This is a genomic window from Binatus soli (SeqCode), assembly GCF_050015535.1.
In the GTDB taxonomy this organism is placed as follows: Bacteria; Desulfobacterota; Binatia; order Binatales; family Binataceae; genus Binatus; species Binatus soli.
The window spans coordinates 47,245-67,034 of the sequence record NZ_JBEKBF010000014.1; the positions used below are offsets into that span (position 1 = coordinate 47,245).

22 protein-coding genes are annotated in these 19,790 nt (G+C 62.5%); 16 read left to right on the forward strand and 6 right to left on the reverse strand.

Annotated features, from left to right (window positions below):
* Positions 1 to 6 precede the first annotated feature (6 nt).
* Together ABR989_RS12015 and ABR989_RS12020 are read left to right on the forward strand one after the other, a co-directional pair.
* Positions 7 to 726, forward strand: coding sequence for a dienelactone hydrolase family protein (locus ABR989_RS12015; protein WP_428128797.1), 720 nt, complete (start codon positions 7 to 9; stop codon positions 724 to 726).
* Between the two features lie 73 nt (positions 727 to 799).
* On the forward strand, positions 800 to 1,276 hold the full coding sequence (locus ABR989_RS12020; protein ID WP_428128800.1) for a hypothetical protein: 477 nt from the start codon (positions 800 to 802) through the stop codon (positions 1,274 to 1,276).
* Positions 1,277 to 1,401: 125 nt separating this feature from the next.
* Here the strand turns inward: ABR989_RS12020 and ABR989_RS12025 are convergent, their stop codons facing one another.
* From ABR989_RS12025 to ABR989_RS12040, 4 genes are all read right to left on the reverse strand, one after another.
* Positions 1,402 to 1,650, reverse strand: a complete 249-nt coding sequence (locus tag ABR989_RS12025; protein WP_428128803.1) for a hypothetical protein — start codon at positions 1,648 to 1,650, stop codon at positions 1,402 to 1,404.
* A 139-nt stretch (positions 1,651 to 1,789) separates the two neighbouring features.
* On the reverse strand, positions 1,790 to 2,005 hold the full coding sequence (locus tag ABR989_RS12030; RefSeq protein ID WP_428128806.1) for a hypothetical protein: 216 nt from the start codon (positions 2,003 to 2,005) through the stop codon (positions 1,790 to 1,792).
* Positions 2,006 to 2,056: 51 nt separating this feature from the next.
* Entirely contained in the window at positions 2,057 to 2,842 is a 786-nt protein-coding gene (locus ABR989_RS12035) for an enoyl-CoA hydratase-related protein (RefSeq protein ID WP_428128808.1), read from the reverse strand.
* 40 nt (positions 2,843 to 2,882) lie between these two features.
* Entirely contained in the window at positions 2,883 to 3,116 is a 234-nt protein-coding gene (locus ABR989_RS12040) for an allantoinase (RefSeq protein WP_428128810.1), read from the reverse strand.
* A 150-nt stretch (positions 3,117 to 3,266) separates the two neighbouring features.
* Between ABR989_RS12040 and ABR989_RS12045 the strand changes: the two genes are divergently transcribed.
* The 11 genes from ABR989_RS12045 to gspN all read left to right on the forward strand — a co-directional run bounded on the left by ABR989_RS12045 (position 3,267) and on the right by gspN (position 13,030).
* Positions 3,267 to 3,683 (forward strand): hypothetical protein, encoded by a 417-nt coding sequence (locus ABR989_RS12045; RefSeq protein WP_428128812.1) that lies wholly within the window; start codon positions 3,267 to 3,269, stop codon positions 3,681 to 3,683.
* Between the two features lie 221 nt (positions 3,684 to 3,904).
* Positions 3,905 to 5,620 carry a type II secretion system ATPase GspE gene (gene gspE, locus ABR989_RS12050; protein ID WP_428128815.1) on the forward strand — a complete coding sequence of 572 codons (1,716 nt, stop codon included), beginning with the start codon at positions 3,905 to 3,907 and terminating at the stop codon, positions 5,618 to 5,620.
* Positions 5,621 to 5,647: 27 nt separating this feature from the next.
* Positions 5,648 to 6,877, forward strand: coding sequence for a type II secretion system inner membrane protein GspF (gspF, locus tag ABR989_RS12055; RefSeq protein WP_428128817.1), 1,230 nt, complete (start codon positions 5,648 to 5,650; stop codon positions 6,875 to 6,877).
* Between the two features lie 23 nt (positions 6,878 to 6,900).
* The gene (gene gspG, locus ABR989_RS12060; RefSeq protein WP_428128819.1) at positions 6,901 to 7,326 is read left to right on the forward strand and encodes a type II secretion system major pseudopilin GspG; all 426 of its coding nucleotides are present in this window, start codon (positions 6,901 to 6,903) and stop codon (positions 7,324 to 7,326) included.
* A 7-nt stretch (positions 7,327 to 7,333) separates the two neighbouring features.
* Complete coding sequence (locus ABR989_RS12065; RefSeq protein WP_428128822.1) at positions 7,334 to 7,927, forward strand: prepilin-type N-terminal cleavage/methylation domain-containing protein; 594 nt, start codon at positions 7,334 to 7,336, stop codon at positions 7,925 to 7,927.
* Complete coding sequence (locus ABR989_RS12070) at positions 7,924 to 8,349, forward strand: prepilin-type N-terminal cleavage/methylation domain-containing protein (protein ID WP_428128825.1); 426 nt, start codon at positions 7,924 to 7,926, stop codon at positions 8,347 to 8,349. Before ABR989_RS12065 ends, ABR989_RS12070 begins: the two co-directional genes overlap by 4 nt.
* Positions 8,346 to 9,014 (forward strand): PulJ/GspJ family protein, encoded by a 669-nt coding sequence (locus tag ABR989_RS12075; RefSeq protein WP_428128826.1) that lies wholly within the window; start codon positions 8,346 to 8,348, stop codon positions 9,012 to 9,014. The genes ABR989_RS12070 and ABR989_RS12075 overlap by 4 nt, the downstream gene beginning before the upstream one ends.
* Positions 9,008 to 10,039, forward strand: a complete 1,032-nt coding sequence (locus ABR989_RS12080) for a type II secretion system minor pseudopilin (protein ID WP_428128829.1) — start codon at positions 9,008 to 9,010, stop codon at positions 10,037 to 10,039. The genes ABR989_RS12075 and ABR989_RS12080 overlap by 7 nt, the downstream gene beginning before the upstream one ends.
* Positions 10,040 to 10,054: 15 nt before the next feature.
* Complete coding sequence (gene gspL / locus ABR989_RS12085; protein WP_428128831.1) at positions 10,055 to 11,527, forward strand: type II secretion system protein GspL; 1,473 nt, start codon at positions 10,055 to 10,057, stop codon at positions 11,525 to 11,527.
* 44 nt (positions 11,528 to 11,571) lie between these two features.
* The gene (locus tag ABR989_RS12090) at positions 11,572 to 12,177 is read left to right on the forward strand and encodes a type II secretion system protein M (protein WP_428128833.1); all 606 of its coding nucleotides are present in this window, start codon (positions 11,572 to 11,574) and stop codon (positions 12,175 to 12,177) included.
* A complete protein-coding gene (gspN, locus tag ABR989_RS12095; protein WP_428128988.1) occupies positions 12,152 to 13,030 on the forward strand; it encodes a type II secretion system protein GspN in 879 nt (292 codons plus the stop codon). The genes ABR989_RS12090 and gspN overlap by 26 nt, the downstream gene beginning before the upstream one ends.
* Before the next feature lie 17 nt (positions 13,031 to 13,047).
* Here the strand turns inward: gspN and ABR989_RS12100 are convergent, their stop codons facing one another.
* Positions 13,048 to 13,809 carry an alpha/beta fold hydrolase gene (locus ABR989_RS12100; RefSeq protein WP_428128836.1) on the reverse strand — a complete coding sequence of 254 codons (762 nt, stop codon included), beginning with the start codon at positions 13,807 to 13,809 and terminating at the stop codon, positions 13,048 to 13,050.
* A gap of 121 nt (positions 13,810 to 13,930) precedes the next feature.
* On the opposite strand from ABR989_RS12100, the gene ABR989_RS12105 reads away from it, so the two are divergent.
* Positions 13,931 to 14,935 carry an LLM class flavin-dependent oxidoreductase gene (locus ABR989_RS12105; RefSeq protein WP_428128838.1) on the forward strand — a complete coding sequence of 335 codons (1,005 nt, stop codon included), beginning with the start codon at positions 13,931 to 13,933 and terminating at the stop codon, positions 14,933 to 14,935.
* Positions 14,936 to 14,949: 14 nt separating this feature from the next.
* Here ABR989_RS12105 and ABR989_RS12110 read toward each other — a convergent pair whose 3' ends face one another.
* Complete coding sequence (locus ABR989_RS12110; protein WP_428128841.1) at positions 14,950 to 15,756, reverse strand: enoyl-CoA hydratase-related protein; 807 nt, start codon at positions 15,754 to 15,756, stop codon at positions 14,950 to 14,952.
* Positions 15,757 to 15,938: 182 nt separating this feature from the next.
* Here ABR989_RS12110 and ABR989_RS12115 point away from each other — a divergent pair, with 182 nt between their 5' ends.
* A complete protein-coding gene (locus ABR989_RS12115; RefSeq protein WP_428128842.1) occupies positions 15,939 to 17,807 on the forward strand; it encodes an ABC transporter ATP-binding protein in 1,869 nt (622 codons plus the stop codon).
* A complete protein-coding gene (locus ABR989_RS12120; RefSeq protein WP_428128844.1) occupies positions 17,800 to 19,782 on the forward strand; it encodes an ABC transporter ATP-binding protein in 1,983 nt (660 codons plus the stop codon). The genes ABR989_RS12115 and ABR989_RS12120 overlap by 8 nt, the downstream gene beginning before the upstream one ends.
* The last annotated feature ends 8 nt before the right edge of the window (positions 19,783 to 19,790 follow it).

Consider the following 19,790-nt stretch of genomic DNA (forward strand, 5'->3'; position numbering starts at 1 on the left):
GAAACGATGACCACCAGTGACATTACCTTCCCCGCCGACGGCGGCCGTCCGATGCGCGCTGCGTACGCCGCGCCTTCCGATGCGCAAAAACATCCCGGCGTAATCGTCATCCACGAAATCTTCGGGCTCAACGACGACATCCGGCGAATCACCGGGATGGTCGCCGACCTCGGTTACGCCGCGCTCGCGCCCGACCTCTACGATCGCGACGGGATGCGCATCCTATGTATCGCGCGCACGATGATGACGCTCAATCGCGGCGAGGGTGACGCGTTCAACGACCTCGACGCGGCACGCAAATTTCTGCAGCAGCAGCCCGGCGTTGACGCCGCGCGCATCGGAGTCATCGGCTTTTGCATGGGCGGCGGATTCGCCCTGATGTTCGCGGCGCGCGCTCCGATAGGCGTCGCCGCGACGTTCTACGGCGACGTGCCCAAGACCACCGAGCAGTTGCGCGGCGTATGCCCGGTGCTCGGCGGCTACGGCGGTCAGGACAGGATGTTCGCGGCGCATGGCCGCAGGCTCGAAAAGCTGCTCACCGAGATGGGCGTCGATCACGACGTGAAGATTTACGAAGATGCGGGCCACAGCTTCATGAGCCGCAACAGTGGATTCCTCGCGTCGATAGGAAAAATCGGCCCGATGAAGGTGGCTTACAATCCCCAGGCCGCCGAAGACAGTTGGAAGCGGATCGAAGCATTCTTCGGCCGCCACCTCGGCCACTAGTAGCGGGCTGTACCTTCGCATAGGCTCGCAAGCTCGCGTGTACGCCTTTGTAATTAGGAGGGAAAACACTTTCATGCATAACCGATCGTTCGCAATCATGCGTTCAAGGGTGCTGCCAGTTTTGATCGCTTCGCTGTTCATGGTGGGATGGCTGAGCGTGGGGCAATGCCAAGAGCCAGAAAAGGCATCGATCCCCGATCTGAACGGAACCTGGACGGGCACTCTTACGGGCAAGACCCGTCACCCCAAGGTCTGCGGAACCGCGGACCTTTCGATGACGTTCGACCAGGCAGTTGGCAAATCCACGTTCACCGGGAGCTATATCCTGCGTCCGAGCGCCACTTGCAGTGGTGGCACCGGTGACCTGACCGGCAGCGTGACACGAAAGGGAGTCGTCAAGATAACTGCCGACAATGGCACGGACTGCACGACAGACATGGTCGGACACGTGGATGATGCGGTGACGGAAATCACCGGTAGCTTCAAGCTGTCGAGCGGATGCAGTTCGAAAGAACGCGGTGGCACAGGCAGCTTCGACGTCAGTTTGTGAGCCTCGGGTGAGCGGGACCGGTGAGGAATCTATGTGCGGCGCATCGCACAACCGCGCTGCGTATGCGTAGATGTCCCTCACCCTGACCGTATCCCGGCCAACTGGCGAGAATAAGAAGTAACGCGCTACTTGCTCAAACCAACGGCTTGGCGGGATTTCGCGATTCGCTCGCGCGAGGCCACCAGCGCTTCCACGTTCTTTGCGCCGCGGTAGCCCATCTGATCGGCCAGATATTCGGCCAGCTTGCGCTCCGAGATATTCGGCTTCTGCTTTCGTTTGTCTTCGGCCAGCTCGGTGAGCGTGGTCCGCAACGTATCCTCGGAGTCCCTGAGCGTCTCGAAGATCGGGGAGGGGATCACAGAATTAATCGGCATGCCTTCACCTGTGTGCTAATCTTGTCCTTATTGTAACACAACCGGGGCAATTGTCTTGCATGCCTTAAGTCAAGCGAAAGCATCCACAATTCGTCAAATTTTTTGTTCCCCGTGCAGGATTTTTTTCGGAAGACGAGAGCTAACTCTGCGGGTCCTTCAGATGGGGGCGCGTAGCGTAAAAGAAATCGATTCCCGGCACACCGCGCGGCGTTTCGTCGTCGAATAGCACCGACACCACGCCGTAAAATGCGACGATCATCCAGAACGCGCCGGTCCCGACCGGCGGAAACGCCGCCGTCATCGCTCCAACGACCAGCGTCGCGATTGCGTCGCGCAACAACCAGAGCTCCTGCATCTTTGTCGCGACTCCCGGCCTTTGAGCGCCGTCCCGCCGGCGCCCGGCGCCCTATTCTCCGGTCCAGTTGGGCTTTCGTTTCTGCGAAAACGCCAGCGGACCTTCAACCGCGTCCTTCGATCGAAACAGCTTCGACTGCAAATCGTAATGCTTCGCGAGCGCCGCTTCGACCGGCGTCCCAAGTCCGCTCATCGCCGCTTCCTTCGTGGCCTGCACCGACAACGGCGAGCATTCCATGATCTCCGCCGCCCACTTCTCAGCCGTGGCCATGAGATCCTTGAGCGGCACCACCTCGTTGACGATTCCGTAGCGAAGCGCGTCGGCGGCCGTGATGTGCTTGCCCGTAAGCATCATGCCCATCGCGATCTTGAGCGGAATCTGGCGCGGCAGGCGATGCACTCCCCCCGCCGCCGCCATCAGGCCCACGCGCGGTTCCGGCAATCCGAAGCGCGCGTGTTCGGCCGCAATGATAATATCGCAAGCGAGCGCGATCTCGAATCCACCGCCGAGTGCGAATCCGTTAACCGCCGCGATGATCGGCTTGTAAATGTCGTAGCGCGCGGTAATCCCGGCGAAGCCGCCCTTGAGGCCAATGGTCCCGGCCAGTTGCCCGCTATTCTCCGCGGTCCAGCGCAAATCGTTGCCGGCTGAAAACCCCTTGTCGCCGGCCCCCGTCACGATCGCGACCCACGCCGACTTGTCCGCGACGAAGTTGTCCCACACGCTGTCCATCTCGGCGTGACACGGCGGATGCAACGCGTTCATCCGCTCGGGCCGGTTGAACGTGATGTAGGCGATATGGTTGCGCTTCTCGTACTTGATGAATTTCAAATCCATTTCGCTTTTTCACTCCCTCGCTGATTTTTCCATGCGTATTCTACTGCTCGTCGAGCAGTTCGAAAAACGCGTCGATGCTTTGCATCAGTTGCCGCCTGATCTGTGCGCGGCTGCCTTCGATCAGATGCATCGTGACTCGCCCGCTGGTGCCGTCGGCCAGGCTGACCCGCGCATCCTCGACGCCCGCTACGCTGGCTTGGTCGAAAATTCGCATCCCATAAACCAGCGATCCGCGCTGCGACGCCCCTTTCACCAAAGTCAGCTTACGCGCCATCGGGGTCTACCTCGTTCATATCGGTTGCTCTATAGCATAACGTTGACAATCAAGGATGGTGCCCACAGAATTGCGCCGATGGATCGATTATCAACTAAAGTCCGACTGAGAAAAAAAAGCCGATTCTTCCGATTCGCCCCGCTAGCGGTCATGTCGGCGGCGTTCATCACCGCTTTCGCTGGATGCGGTCTCGCCTACCAGGCCGGCACTCGAATCAAGGCGACGCGGATGTCGGATTCGCTGCAGGTCGGCCAGACGTCGCCACAGGTGCATCACGCGTGGGGCGAGCCCGACCTGCGAACCTATCTGCCGGGCGATACCGAGGTCTGGAGCTACCCCTATAAGCCCAACAGCAACGACATCACGGCGGCGCTCCTGTACACCTCGTCCAAGGACGGCGACAAGGGGACCTTCCTCGATTTGAAGTTTGTTGGGGGCAAGCTCGTCTCATGGCAAGAGGCCGAGCATACGCTGCCGGCCAAGGGACATACGGGCATCAGCATGGGAATCGGCGGAGGACCGATCGGAAACGGGACCCAGACGCAGCCGGGAGCGGTGCATTACTAGTCGTAGCCAATGGCTGCGCGACCGGTCAGTGCCATGGGGAAGGATACTTGCAAGTAGCAGGAACCATCGTGTCTAATTGAGCGGGAACGGGGGAAAATGGTGGAAAGTTCGGTGTGGTGGCATTTCGGTGTGGTGGAATTGTCGTTGAAGATGACCCCATATGACTTGAATCCTTGCGGCCTGGCGCCGGCGGTTTCCGAACTTTCCTGGGGAATTGCCTAATGGCGACCGCACGAAAAAGCTTCGAGGCAATCCTGCTGGACCGCTCGTGGGTCTCGGCGCAGGACCTCGACAAGGCGCGCCAACGCAAGAAGCCCGGCCAGGAGCTGGCCGACGTGCTGGTCGAGATGGGCGCGCTGGAGCCGCAGCGCCTGGCGCGCGCTCTCGCGCAGGAGTACCGGCTGCCGTTCCAGGCCCATATCGACGAGCATTCGCTCGACCCCGGCCTGGTCTCGAAGGTTCCCATCAACTACGCGAAGAAAAACCGCCTGCTGCCGCTGTCGAGCGTCGACGGCACGGTAACCGTGGCGATCGCCGACCCGGCCAACTACGAGCCGCTCGATGACTTGCGAATCCTGTATGGCGCGCAGATACATCCGCTGGTCGCGCCAGCCGAAGTAATCGCAGAAGCAATCAACCGCGCGTACGACCAGGCTTCGGCCACCTCGGCCGAGGACCTGATGATCGACCTCGAGGAAGAGCGGCTCGACGTGGTTGCCAGTGAACTCGCGTCGGAGCCGCTGGACTTGCTCGAGTCCGACGATTCGGCGCCGATCATCAAGCTCGTCAACGGCATCCTGTCGCAGGCGGTCAAGGACCGCGCGAGCGACATTCATATTGAAGTCTTCGAAAAGGAAATGGTGGTGCGCTTTCGCGTGGACGGGATGATGTACGACGTGTTGTCGCCGCCCAAGCGCTTTCAGCCGGCGATCACGTCGCGCGTCAAGGTCATGGCGGGCCTCAATATCGCGGAGAAGCGCCTGCCGCAGGACGGCCGAATCCGGCTGCGCATCGCGGGCCGCGATATCGATCTGCGCGTCTCGTCGATACCGACCGCGTTCGGCGAACGGATCGTGCTGCGCCTGCTGGACAGAGCGCAGGCGCTCGAGGTCATAAACCTCGACCATCTTGGTTTTTCCGGCGATAACCTGCAGCGCCTTGACCGGCTGATTCGGCAGAGCCACGGGATCATCCTGGCGACCGGGCCGACGGGCTCGGGCAAATCGACGACGCTGTACGCTTGTCTGAGCCGAATCAACTCGCCCGAAAAGAACATCATTACGATCGAGGATCCGATCGAGTACCAGTTGCGCGGCGTCGGCCAGATGCAGGTGAACCCGAAGATCGAGCTGACGTTCGCCAGCGGCCTGCGCTCGATTCTGCGCCAGGATCCCGACGTGATCATGGTCGGCGAAATCCGCGACAGCGAAACCGCCGAGATCGCCATTCAGGCCGCCTTGACCGGCCATCTGGTGTTCTCGACGCTGCACACCAACGATTCGTTTGGCGCGGTGACGCGGCTGGTGGACATGGGGATCGAGCCGTTCCTGGTCTCGTCGTCGATTCTCGCCGTGCTCGCGCAACGCCTTATCCGCAAGCTGTGCCCCGATTGCCGCGAGCCGTACCTCCCCGGCGAATCCGAACTTGCGCGGATCGGACTCAAGGGCGGGGACATGACGGCCAAGATCTGCCGTCCCAAGGGATGCCGCAATTGCCGCAACACCGGCTATCGCGGCCGAATCGCGATACAGGAACTGATGATCATGGACGACGAAATCCGGTCGCTCGTCATGCAGAATGCCGACGCCGCGATGCTGCGCCGCCAGTGCATCGGCCACGGGATGAGGCTGCTGCGCCAGGACGGCGCGTCGCGCGTGCTGCAGGGCGAGACCTCGATCGAGGAACTGCTGCGGGTCACGCAGGAAGACATCGACTAGCGCGCCCGCTTTAGTCTTTTTTCACCGATGCCAGTATTTGCTTATCGAGGACTTGGCGCCGACGGCCGCTCGGTCAACGGCGTGGTTGACGCCGACAGCGCGCGGACCGCGCGCGGCAAACTGCGCGCGTCGGGGATTTTCCCCACCGATCTCAACGAGGAATCCACCGCCGCCGAGCGCCAGGCCGCGGCCCGCGAGTGGCTGCCCTCGCTGTGGCGGCGCAAGATGCCGGCTGCGGACCTGGCGCTGCTGACGCGCCAGTTGAGCGCGTTGCTCGGCGCGGGCGTGCAGCTGGTCGATGCGCTCAGCGCGCTCAGCGATCAATCGACGCGCGCGGCGACCAAGCGGATGCTCTCGCAGGTGCGCGAGCGGGTGCGCGAGGGAACGTCGCTGGCCGACGCGCTGGCTGCTCATCGCGACACATTCTCCGACCTCTACATCGGGATGGTGCGCGCCGGTGAGCAGGCGGCGGCGCTCGAGGCGGTGCTGGACCGGCTGGCCGAGTACAGCGAACGCCAAAATGAATTCGTCAACAAAGTGCGCGGCGCGATGACTTATCCGATCATCATGATGTGCGTCGGCACGGCGATCATGGCGTTCCTGGTCGCGTACGTGGTGCCGCAGGTCGCAACGGTTTTCGCGGAACAGCATGCGGCGCTTCCGCTGGCGACAAAGATCCTGATTGGATTTTCGGCGATGGTCACCGGCTACTGGATCCCGCTGCTGCTGTTGCTGGTCGGGACGGTGGCGGGAATCAGCGCCGCGATGGCGACGCCGCGCGGCCGGCGCGTGTATGACACTGTGATCCTGAAGATGTGGTACATCGGGCCGACGATGATTCGAGTCATCTGCGCGCGCTTTGCGCGGACGCTGGCCACCCTGCTTGCCAGCGGCGTCCAGTTGCTCCCGGCGCTCGACGCGGTCAAAGGCGTCGTGACCAACGGTCTGCTCAAGGACGCCGTCGAGCAGAGCCGTGAAAGCATCCGCGAAGGCCACGGGATGGGACAGACGCTGGCGCAGAGCGGGCTTTTTCCTCCGCTGCTGATCGAAATGATCCGCGTCGGCGAACGTTCCGGGGAACTGGAGCGGATGCTCGAGCGGGTCGCCGACAACTACGAGCGTGAGGTCGCCCACTCGCTGAGCCAGATGACCACCGTGCTCGAACCGGTGATGACGCTGGCGATGGCGGCTGTTATTGTATTCATGATGCTGGCGGTGCTGATGCCAATCTTCCAGCTCAACCAGCTGATGCAATGACAAGCGCCCCGGAGGTAACCGCGATGAAGTCACGCCGATATAGCCAGGATGGATTCACCCTGATCGAAATCATGGTGGTTATTCTTATCCTCGGCCTGCTCGCGACAATCGTGGTCCAGAGTCTGCGCGGCGCCGCCGACAAGGCCAAACGGACCAAGGCGCAGGCCGATCTCGCCGAGATCAAGACCGCGCTCGATCGCTACTACCTCGACAACGGCTACTACCCGACCAGCGATCAGGGTTTGACCGCGCTGGTCTCGGCGCCGACCAACGGCCGCGTGCCCGCCAACTACGAAAGTGGCGGCTATATCGAGCGCCTGCCGCAAGATCCATGGGGGACGGCCTACTTCTACCAGAGCGACGGGAGCACGTACGTTTTGAAGTCGTTCGGCCCGGACGGCGTCGAAAGCGCGGACGATATAGACGCCAGCCAATCGTCGGCGTCGTGATGGCGCCATGAAATCGAGGCCCGGTCCATCTCCCCGCCGCGCCAGAGCGATCGCGCGCGCGCGGCCGGGCGTTTCGTTGTCGTCCGCATCGCCGGGCTTCACGCTGATCGAACTCGCGGTCGTAATCTTCATCATGGGCCTGATGCTGACGGTGGCGATGCCGTATCTCGGCGGATTTCGCCAGGCCGCGCTGCGCAGCCAGGCGCGCCGGCTGGCGGGCCGCGCGACTTACATGTTCGATGAGGCCACCGGCCACAAGCTCGTCCTGCGGCTCATCTTCGACTTGGACAACAATGGCTACGCGGCTGCGCAGCTCGATCCGTATGCGGTGCAGCCGGTGTTCGCGCCCGACAGCAGCGTTTCGGGACGCCCGATAATGATGCCGGCGGCGATTCGGATTCGCGACGTAACCATCGAAGGAATCGGCACCGTCAATCGCGGCACGGTCGCGACCACTTTCTATCCCGAGGGCTACGTCGATGCGACCGTGGTGCATCTCGATGACGCATCGGGCGATGTGATGACGCTGGAATTTTCTCCACTGACGGGCCAGGTCACGATCATCAGCGGCGACGTGATGCCGTCCGGGATGTCGCGGTGAATCTTCTTCGCCGGCGCGCGCGCGCGTTTACTCTGATCGAGGTGATGGTCGCGATAGCGATCCTCGGCATCGCGCTGATGGGCCTGCTGGGGCTGCATCATCAGAGCATCCAATCCGTCATTCGCGCTCAGCAGACGACGCGAGCCTCGATGCTTGCGCAGGCCGTGATGACGGAGGCGGAGCTCGAGCGATTTCCGGATCTCGGCTCCACCAGAGGCGATTTCGAAGCGTCGTTCCGCGGCGAGTTCCCCGACTTCCGATGGGAACGGACGGTCGAGGCCTCGGGAATGTTTCCCGATGTTCGCAAAGTCATGGTTGCGATCCATTACGGCCCCGGGCTTTCGCAAACCTTCTCGCTCGTCGAGTTCCTGCATTCGCCGATTCCGCCCGATACAACTCAGGGACAGGCGGTGACGCCATGATCAGGCGGCGTATCGGGAGGCATCCGGCGCCGCGCGGCTTCACCCTCATCGAGATGATGCTCGCGATTGGCGTGCTGGCGCTCATCCTCGCGATGCTGGCCAGCTCGTTCAGCACCATCGCGCATAGCAAAGTGCACGCTGAAGGGCGGCTCATGGTCGATCGCGAAGGCCGCGCCCTGCTGTGGCAACTGGGCACGGAAGTGAGCAATGCCGTGCAGACTCCGTACGCGCTCAGCAACGTTGCGCTGCTCGGCAACGGACACATGGGAAATGGCCTGCCGATCGATACCATCACGATGTCCACGTTCAGCGCAGGGCATCGCCGCGCGATTACCGGGATGACGCCCGAGAATATCGTCACCTACAATCTGACTCCGAATCGCGACCGGCCGGGCTGTTACCTACTGCAACGTTCGCAGCAGAGTGGATTGCTGACTTCCACGCCCGCGCTGCAATCTATGGTGCTCGCGGACAATGTGCTCTCGCTTCATATCCGTTATTTCGACGGCCAGCGCTGGGGCGAGAGCTGGGATTCGTCGAGTCTGCCGCAGGGACAGCAGTTGCCGATCGCGGTGGCGATCCAGATTCAGATGGCCGCGCCGGGCGGCCGCGTGATGGACTTCGCGACGCAAGTCACCGTGCCGATGGGAATAGCCCAATGGTAACAAGGTCGCAAAAGAACGAGCGCGGCGTGGCGATCCTGGCGGTGCTGCTGGGGATCGCCCTGATGACGCTGATCGTCGTGGATTTCGCGATGACGTCGGGACTCGGATTCGTGTCGGCGGCGAATCAGGCCAATGAGCTGCGCGCCGGTTACCTGGCGCGGTCAGCAATCAATATCGGTCTCGCGCTGCTGGCGCAGGACGCGCGTGCTAAATTGCAGGTGAAAACTCCGACCGAGACCTTGAACGACGTATGGGCGGTGCCATTTCCGCCGATGCCGCTCGAGGGCGGCATGGTCTCGTTGTCGATCGTGGACGAAGCCCGCAAGCTCCCAATCAATGCTATGATCAATCCAAGCGGCACTCTCAACCCGACTGCGGCTGCGAAAGTACAACGGCTGTTCACGGTCCTCGACGTGGACACTGACCTGATTCAAGGTATCATCGACTGGATTACGCCGCTTTCCGCCAACTCGACCGGCGGTGGCGGAGACTTCTACATGGGGCTGGTACCGCCGTATCAGCCGCGCTATGGCCCGATGCCGACGATTGGCGACTTGCAGATGGTCAAGGGATTCAACGAGGCAATCTTCAATCGGGTGAGCCCGTTTCTGACCGCGATGCCCCTGACGGGGGCGATCGCCTACACCGCGTCAACACAAGGGAACGTCAACACCGGGGTGCCGCCTGTGGCGAACGCCAAGGCCGCGTTTGCGCAAGTGAACGCCAACACCGCGCCGGCGCAAGTGCTGGCCTCGCTGGAGCCGGAGTTGATGGAGGATCAGAAAATCGTGCAGGAGATTGTCGAGGCCCGCGCCATTAAGCCGTTTACCCAACCCACCGACATCATGAACCTTCCGGATGTCGGCCCGATAGGACAGCGCCTTTCGCGCGACGTAGTCATGCGCAGCCAATTTTTTACGATTACCGGGACGGGAACTTATGCGGGCGCCCGCAAAATCATTACCGCAACCTTCCATCGCGAAAACAACGGCATCGGCGATCTCGCTGCGTGGCATGAAGACTAGGGTCCAGGGCGCTTAATGGCTCAACGAATACTTGCGCTGGAGTTCGTGGGCGACCGGGTGCGCGCGGCGGTCGCGGAGCGCTCGTGGAATTCGTTCAATCTCGCCGGCATGTACGATAAGGTTCGCGCCGATGACGAGGCCGATCTCAGTGGCGCGCTGTCGCGTTTGATCGCCGAGACCGGCCAGCCTGACATCGTGATATCCGCCCTGCCTGCCGATCGTATCGCCAAACGTCTGCTCGAACTGCCGTTCAAGGATGCGCGCCGGCTGCATCAGGTGGTTTCCTTCGCGCTGGAAGAGCACCTGCCCTTCCCGGTCGACAATGGCACGGTCGCATTTACCCGCGTCGGGCGCGAGGGTAACCATACGCTCGTCATGGCCGCGATGGTGCGCAAGACCGACCTGCAGCATCATCTCGATTTGCTGCAGAAGGCGGGACTCGATCCCAAGACCGTCACGCTGGCGCCGCTCGCACTGGCGGCGATGTTCACGCGCGCGCAAAACGGCGCCAAGCCAATGGCGCACCTGGTCGTCGAAGGTGATGAGTCATCCACCTCGGTCGTGCTGGTCGATCTGGGGGGAACGCCGCGCGCGCTGCGTTCGATGCCCGGCGGTCTGATGATGTCCGACGGATCGGTGGTCTCGCAGGACGCAGCCGCGCCGATTCTCGACTCGGTGCGTCAGACCTTGCTCGCGCATGGCGGGGAAATGGATCAGACCGAGGTAATCGTCGCGGGTGCGGCGGCGGCGTATCCGGAAGTGCGTGGACTGCTCTCCGATTCGCTGGCCATGCCGGTCCGTGACGGCGGCGCGTTCGATTACACCGGGATTTTCGAAGGCTCGGTGCCGAATACCGGCAAGTATTCATCGTGCATCGCGATGCTGCTCGGCGAGTTGCCCAGCAAGCCGCTCGATTTGATCAATTTCCGCCAGGGCGAATTCCTTTTTCGTGGCCGCATCCGCGGCGATCTCAGCCCCTTCTATACCTCGGGAATCCTCGCCGCCGCGCTGTTGGCCGTGATCATTTTTCATTTCGGCCTGGGCGTGTACGCCAATCTTCATCGGCTCAGCCAGGTCAATGCAGAAATCGCCGCCGTCGCCGGGCGGGTCCTTAGCGAAACCGATCCCGCCAACGCCAAGGCGCAGTTGAAGACCGGAATCGCGAAGATGAATCATCGGCTGACCCTAATAGGCGGCAACCTGACTCATTCGCCGCTCGACACGCTGGTGGCGGTGTCGCGAGCGCTGCCGCCCCGATTTCCGGTCGAGATGGCCGACGTTCAGATCGATTCCAACGGCTTGCGCGTGACCGGCCAGGCCGATTCGTTCACAACCGTCGATCAGGCCAAAGAAGCGCTCGACAAAAGTGGCTACTTCGGCTCGATCGAAGTCGCCCATGCCAAGGCCGGATCGGATCCGAGCAAGGTGGATTTTCGGATGGACGCAAACTTCAAGGGCGTAACGCCGGCGAATGAGCGCGCCGAGTAGCTGCAATGCTTAGAGAATGGATTGACAATTTGCGCGCGCGAGCAATGGATTTGCTCCGCCCCTATCTCAAGCAAGCCGCCACCCGCGTCGATCCGCTGATCGCGCAGGCGCGCGGCCGCTACCAGAAGCTCGAACCGCGCGAACGCATCCTGGTGCAAATCGCCGGCGGCCTGGTCGGAGCTTTTCTCATCTACAAGCTGATCTACATGCCGATCGTGGATCTGAGCCTGGGGCTGCAGGACAAGATTGTCCAGCGACAACAGGATCTCGCCGAAGTTCGCCGGCTCGCCGCCACTTATGCGCAGCTCAAGGCGGAGCTCGCCTCCGCCGAGCGGCACACGGTTCCGCCGGGCAAGGATTTCTCGCTGTTTTCCGTGATCGAAGCGTCGATGACCAAAAGTGTCGGACGCCAGAAGATCGGATCGATCGCGCCCGGCTCCGATCGCAAGCTTACCGACGGGTTCACCGAGTACAGCGTACAGTTGAAGCTCGACAACGTGAATCTCGCGCAGTTGGTCGACGCGCTCTACGGCATCAATTCGCTGTCGATGCCGATTGGCATCTCGGACATCCGCATCCAGCGCCGCACCCAGGACCCTCATTCTTACGACGTTGACCTCACCTGTGTTGCGCTCGCCAAGAATACCTGATGCGCCCGGGAATTCGTCCGCGCAATACCGGCGAACCCGTCTCGTTCGAGTCGGTTACGCAGCCGTCGGACTGACGCTTTTCGCTGCTTACCTGATTTCCACCTTTCCATACTCCGCAACTCTCTCGAAGGTCCTCGCGCCGATGGGCCTCGAGGTTTCCAGCGCGAGTCAGAGCGCCAGCTTTCCCTTCGGCGCCCGACTGGCCGGCGTCCGCCTGAGCTCGACCAGGCCCGCGTCTGCCGGTCCGCTCATCGAGAGCCCGGCCGTCACGATCGCGCCCGCGTTTCTCTCGATGCTGACGTTGCATCCCGGCGTTCGAGTAAAAGCCGCGCTCTACGATGGCGTCGTGAACGTCACGCTACGCCCCAGCGGCGGCGGCACCGCTATCAGCTACGACCTCGACTCCGTGGATATAGCCCGTCAGCGCCTGGTCGCGATTCCCGGCGCGGCGGCTGCGGGTACGATTTCTGGAAGCGGCAATCTGTGGCTGTCTTCCGGTGATATCGCGGAGACCGGCGACGGCGAGTTGAGCGCCGCGGGACTGACGCTCACGGCGCCGTTCGCGAGGTCGCCGATTCGTCTTGGCGACGGGCATTCAAAGTTCAAATTGGATCAAGGCACCTTAACGATAGAGGAATTCAGGACCGGCGGCGGCGACTTGACGCTGACCGCCGCGGGAACCATCCAGCTCGCGCCCGACCCGGGCCAAAGCGAACTCGCGATCGAATTCACTCTCTCCCCGGCTCCCGCCGCCGCCTCGCAGTTGGCGCTCCTGCTCGCGCTATTGCCGCATCCCCCCGGCCCGCAGCCCTATCGATTGACCGGCACGCTCGACGCCCCGCGAATCAGCTGACGGATTGACATAGCCGCTCACGCCGGCGCGGACTGGAAAAATTCCAGCACCGCCTCCTTGTAATGTTGATCGCCGGGAGCGCTCAAATGATCGCGTCCTTCGAGCATCACAAGTTTGCTGCCCGCAATTGAATCGCGCAGCAGTGTGGGATTACCGACCAGCAGGTCCTTGGTCCCGATCACGATCATGACCGGCACGCGAATTTGTTTCGCCGCTATATGCTCAGCCGTAAAATCGTCGCGAGCGGCACCCATGCACACAGCCAATGCCTTCAAGTCGTTGCCGGTGCTCTCCGCGAATTGGCGAAACTCCTTTGCCCGCTGATCCGTAACTCCTGAAATATTTTCGGCTAGCAGCGCATCGACGATCGGTTTGCGGCTGAAAGATGCGGACGTCGCCGACACCACACCGATTCCGCCGAGCACGGCCGCGCGCAAACGCTCCGGATGCGACATCAGCAGGCCCGTCACGATTCGCCCGCCCATCGAATAGCCCATAATGAGAGTGCGCTTGATTCCCAGATGGTCCATCAGCCCGATCACATCCTCGCCCATAATCTCGCCGCCGTACGCCGCCGAATCGTGCGGTTTGCCGCTTTTGCCGTGGCCGCGGCAATCCAGCGCGACGACACGGTAATGCGGTGCAAGCGTAGTGAACCAATTCGTCGCGCCCCAGTTATGCTCCGCGCGCGACGCGAAGCCGTGCACCAGCACAACCGGCTCGCCGATACCGTGTTCCTCGAAATAAATCTGCACGCCTTTGGAATCGAAGTAAGCCATCGTTCAACACTCCTCGTTGGACTATGCCTTCTGACCGAAGGAAAAATCCCGAAATCTTGCCTTGCAGCAATAATCGAATAGCCGCACAATCTGCGCAAATCAAACTCGCACGGAATTTCAAATGGCATCAAACCAAAAACTTGGACTTCAAACCTCGATCGACGCCGGCGCGTTCGCCGACCGCCTCGCACTCATCCGCGAGGCCGAGGACCTCGGCTACACTTCCCTGTGGATTGCGGAGGTCAGCGGACCCGACGCGTTCGTCAGTCTCGCCGCGCTTGCGGCCAACACGCGCAAAGCTGAACTGGCCACCGGCGTCGTACCTATTCAGATTCGCACGCCGGGCGCGATGGCGATGGGATTCCTGACGATCAACGAGCTATCCGGCGGCCGCGTCATCGCGGGTCTGGGCGTGTCGAGCCCGGTAATAGTCGAACGATGGCACGGCGCGTCGTATCGCAAGCCGGTCACCGCGATGCGCGAATGCGTCTCGATCATGCGCCAGTTGTTCACCGAGGGCCGCTCGAAGTTCCAGGGCGAAGTGTACAAGTCTGATTTCCGCCTCAGTATGCGTATCACCGCGCCGCATCCGCCGAAGATCTATCTGGCGGCCCTCAATGCCCCGATGCTTCGGCTCGCCGGCGAAGTTGCCGACGGTGTCTTGATGAACTACTCGCCGCCCGAGGCAATCGCGCCGATGGTGAATCATATCCATGAGGGCGCCCGGGCCGCGGGGCGCGAGCCGTCCGCCGTTGACGTAGGCATCTATGTCCGCATGTGCATCACGGAGGAAGAGGATAGAGCCGTCGATTCGTTCCGGCGCGAGCTGGCCGGTTACGCATTCGTGGACAGCTACAACAAGATGTTCGCGCGCTACGGACTCGCGGCGCAGTTCGACGAGGTGCGCCGGCTTTGGCGGGAAGGCAAGCGCGAGGAGGCTCCCAGAGCCATTACGGAGGAGTCGTGCCGCAAGATCGCGGTGTTTGGCAACGCCGAAGCCGGCCGCGATTTCGTCGCGCGATTCCGCGCCGCCGGCGTGACGCATCCCGTGGTGTTTCCGATCGGACCGGCCGCCACCGCGTCGCGCGATTATCCCAACACGATGCGCGCGCTGGCGGGAGCTTAAGCGCCTGACGCCATCTACTTTCCCTTGTAGTTTGGCTTTCGCTTCTCCATGAACGAGCGCGGACCTTCCTTCGCGTCCTCGGACCTCATCACTTCGCGTGCAATTTCGTTCTCGATTTTGAAGGCCTCCTCGTAGGGACGGCCCGAGCATCGCCGCACCGCCTCTTTGATCTTCCGCACCGCCAGCGGCCCGTTCTGCGCGATTGTCGCCGCGAGTTCGTCGGCCTTCGCGATCAGTTTTTCCTGCGGCACGACGTAGTTGACCAGGCCCAGGCGCCACGCCTCCTGCGCATCGATCCGGTTGCCGGTCAGCAGAATCTCCATCGCCTTGCAGTACGGAATCTGGCGTTGCAGCCGCGCCAGCGAGCCGGCGGCCGGGATGATCGCCCATTTCACTTCCTGCAGCCCGAAGCTCGCGTTCTCCGACGCGACTCGAAGGTCGGTTGCCTGGATCAATTCCATTCCGCCCGCGATGCAAAACCCGTTGACCGCGGAAATTACCGGCTTGTCCATGTCGTAGCCGCGCAGCAACGCGATGTCGCCGAGCTTGCGATCCGCGAGCAGCTTGCTGTCCCACTCGTCCTCCGGCTTTCGCGCGCCGGTGAGCAGCGGAATCAAGCGCCCCAGATCGGCGCCGGCCGAGAACGCGACCTTGCCTGCGCCGGTCACGATCGTCGCCCGGATTGCGTCGTCGCTGTCGATCTCCTTCCACGCAGCAGCAAGGCTCACGAGCATTTCGGGATTCAGCGAATTGTGGACCTCGGGCCGGTTGAGGGTGAGATAGGCGACGTGATTTCGTTTTTCGAAGATTAACGCGGGCATGATGCGCTCCTTTTCCGTGCGCTGTGACGAATTCAAGCAATCGCGCACCGGCCCCGCGAAGTTACCATCAAACAGTCTTCGCCGGCCACGCCCGCACCTTTACCCGCCGCTTCGCGGGCCGTTATGATCCTGCGAAACTCCCAACCTTCCGCACACAGAGGAGTCATAAGACTACGATCTGTTTGAACGCTGAATCGACCATCGCTGCGCCTCCGGCTGCAAGCGAGTTCCCCGACGCTCGCCGGCTGCGTTCCCGCGACGTGTTCCGCTTGGTCGCGCGTGCGTGGCCGTTTATCCGGCCCTATCGCCGCCATCTCCTGTATCTATTCCTGGCGACGCTGCCGCTGCTGCTCGGCGGACTCCTTGCGCTCAACCTCACGCGCGTTTTCTTCGACGTAGTCGGTCATGGCGGCGCCTTGACGCCCGCGCAGGCGTGGATGCTCCACGTGCCGTTGCATTCAGACCGGCGGATCGTCCTGATTCATGCGTGCGTCGTCGGCGGGATTGCGTCGATTGTCATCCTGATCGCAGGCGCATTCATTCTCGGTTACGGGGTGTGGATTTTACAGCGCATCAGCAATCTCTTCCGCGTCAATCTCTACACCCGCATGCAGGAACTGAGCGTGCGCTTTCATTCCGAGGAGAAGATCGGCGACGCGATTTTCCGGATGTTCCAGGACTCCGCCGCGATTCCGAATGTCATCAACGGCTTGATCGTTCAGCCGCTGATTTTCATTCCCGTCGCCGCGGCCTCGATCCTCTACCTGGTCTGGTACGACTACCGGATGGCGCTGATCGCCGCTCTGCTGATGCCCGCGAACCTCATACTGGCGTGGATGTTCGGCGATTCGATGCGCAGCGCTTTCATTCGTGAGCGCGAGACGATGGCGCGCGCGACAACGCGGATCGAAGAAACCCTCGCGTCGATCAAAACTGTCAAAGCCTTCGGCGCCGAGGCTCGCGAGGCGCAAATCTACGCGCGCGACAATTGGGACGCATTCATTGCCGCCCGCCGCGCGCGCCTGATGCTCGCGCGCTACCGTGTCATGACCAACACCGTTCGCGGTCTCGCTTACGTTGCGGCGCTGTACGTCGGCGCCACGGAAGTGATGGCGGGTGGAACCGCCGGCTTCGCACGCGCGGCCGTCTCGCTTGGACTGTTCCAGGGTTCGCTCGCGCTGTTTGGCAGCGTCAGTGCCCGCGCGCGAAATCTCACCAACTTGTGGGGCAGCATGCAGGACGTGGTCGTCGCAATATCGCGCGTGCTCGAGATGCTGCGCCAAACGACGGAGCAAGGCGTCAGCAGCGGCCGTGGAATCCCGCCAAAAACCGCGGCGGTTCTGGCCTTCGACCACGTGACGTTCGGCTACGACCCGCGCACCCCCGTCCTCACCGGCGTGAATCTCGAGGCTCGCGTCGGGCAAATCACCGCGATCGCCGGCCCCAGCGGCTCCGGCAAGAGCACGATCATCTCGCTCATCGTGAGATTTTTCGATCCGACGGCGGGCAACGTCCGGCTCGACGCCGAACCGATTCGCGACTTCGATCTTCCGGCGTGGCGCGGCATGCTTTCCGTTGCGCTGCAGGAAAATCCGCTCTTCACGGCGACCCTTCGCGACAACGTCGCCTACGGGCGCCCGAACGCATCGACCGCCGAAGTTGCCGAAGCGATTCACCGCGCAAGCCTCGGTGACTTCGTTCGTTCTCTGCCGGCCGGCCTCGACACCATGCTCGGCGAGAAGGGCTCGAAGCTTTCGGCCGGGCAGGCGCAGCGGCTCGGCCTTGCACGCGCGATTTTACGCGACGCGCCGATTCTGTTGCTCGACGAACCGACCTCGGCCCTGGATGTTGCGACCGAAGACGCCGTGATGCGCGGCGTGCGCGATTGGGTGAACGAGGCTCCCAAACGGCGCATGGCGATTATCGCAACGCATCGCCGGACCACCGCGTCTCGCGCCGACCGAATTTTTAGGCTTGCCGCCGGTCGGCTCGTTGCCGCCGACGGATCCGCCCTCGACGACGGCCCAGTCCGCGAGGTGAGCAATGCCTGACGCCGTTTCGCAGCGCGACCCGCGCGCGAATCTTCTCTACGCCGGCGAACAGGCTCCGCTCACCTGGCGCGAGGCCTGGCGCTTGCTCGTCAAGAGCTGGCCGTTTATCAGCCGCCATCGCCGGCTTCTCGCGATCAAGTGCGCGCTGGTTTTCATCTCGCTGACCTTCTTTCTGATGACGCCGTGGCCGCTGAAAATCGTCATCGACAACGTGATCGACGGCCACCCGCTGACCGGCATTCCAGCCGCCATTCTGACTCCGATCGCCGGCGCCGGCCGGACCTCCCTGCTGGTCGCCGTCACGATGTTTCTGGCGCTGGCCGTGATCCTGATCGGGATGGCCGCCGGGAACGCGCAGTCGCTCGGCACCAACGTGGCGAGCGGCGGACTCGACCAGGCCGGCCTCACCGCCAACGACGCCAACGACGGCGGCAGCCTGTGGAACGGTTTGTTCGGCTACCTGGAGGCGCGCGTCACGATCGATCTCACGCAGCGGATGAACCAGTCCGTGCGCATCGCGGTCTATGAGCGATTTTTGCGCTCGCCGCTGGCGCTTTACGCCGATCAGAAAATTGGCGACGCCGTTTTCCGCGTGATGTACGACAGCGCGTCGATCGGCCCGGTATTTTATAGCGGCGTGCTGGCGCCGATCATGTCGCTGGTGATGTTCGCGATGGCGCTGGTCGTGCTCTCCGTACATTTCAGCAACCAGCCCGTGATCGTTGTCGCCGCGATTCTCTTTCTGCCCGTGGTCGCCATCGGCAGCAGCCTCTTTGGACGCGCGCTGCGCACCCGGAGCCAGTCGATGCGCGAAAGCGGCAGCAACGTGATGGCGGCGTTCGAGGAGCGCGTCGCGCAGGTCTTGCTCATCAAGGCATTCGGACAGGAAAGCCGCGAGACTGCCGCCGTCAACGCCGCCAGCTGGGAGTCCTATCGCGCGACTCTCCGAATGCTCGCGATCGTGTTCGCGCTCGCGATCGTGCTCGCTCCCTTCTGTAGCGTGCTGATCGGATACTGCCTCTACTATCTCATGATGCAGGTGATTGCGGGCCGGATGACGCTCGGCGATATCGTCCTGCTCGCGAGCTACGGAACGATGCTGGCGAATCCGATGGCCATCATCGGCAACACGTGGGCCTCGGTGCAGGCGTCGGTCGCGGGACTCCGGCGCGTGCATAGCGTACTCGATAACCTCGCTGAGCCGGTCGGCGACGCACGCCACGACGGACTCGGCGGACGCGTCGGCAACTTGGAATTCAGCGGCGTCGCTTTGGGCTACGGCGCTGCCACCGTGCTCAGCGGAGTCACGATGTCGATGCGCGCCGGCCAGATGGTTGCGCTGGCGGGACCGAGCGGATGCGGCAAGACTACGCTCATCTGCTCGATCCCGCGTTTTCTCGAACCGTCGGCGGGAACGATCGCCTTCGACGGCGTCGATTCGCGCGCCGTCGCGCCCGACTCGATTCGCGCGCGCGTCGGATTCGTATTTCAGAATGAATCGCTGTTCTCGCTTTCGATCGAGGACAACATCCGCTACGGAAACGCCGGCGCGTCAAAGGCCGACGTTCGCGAAGCGGCCGCGATGGCGGGGGCGGCGGAATTTATCGATCGGCTCCCCGACGGATACTCGACGATGCTCGGGCGGCGTGGCGCGCGCCTCTCGGTCGGACAGAAACAGCGAATCGCCATCGCGCGCGCCCTGCTTCGACGGCCGGAAATAATCGTCCTCGACGAACCGGCCGCGCCACTCGATCCCGGCTCGGAATCCGATCTCATAAGAACGCTGGCTCACCTCGCTCGCGATCGAATCGTCATCATCGTCGCCCATCGCCCCGACATCCTCGTCGCCTGCGACCGCGTCTTCTTCATTCACGGCGGAACGATCGCCGCCTCCGGGACGCATGCACACCTGCTCGCGACCAACCCGGAGTACGGGGCCTATCTGTCGCAAACCGCCGCCGAAATCCCCGCCTGATTCCGTCG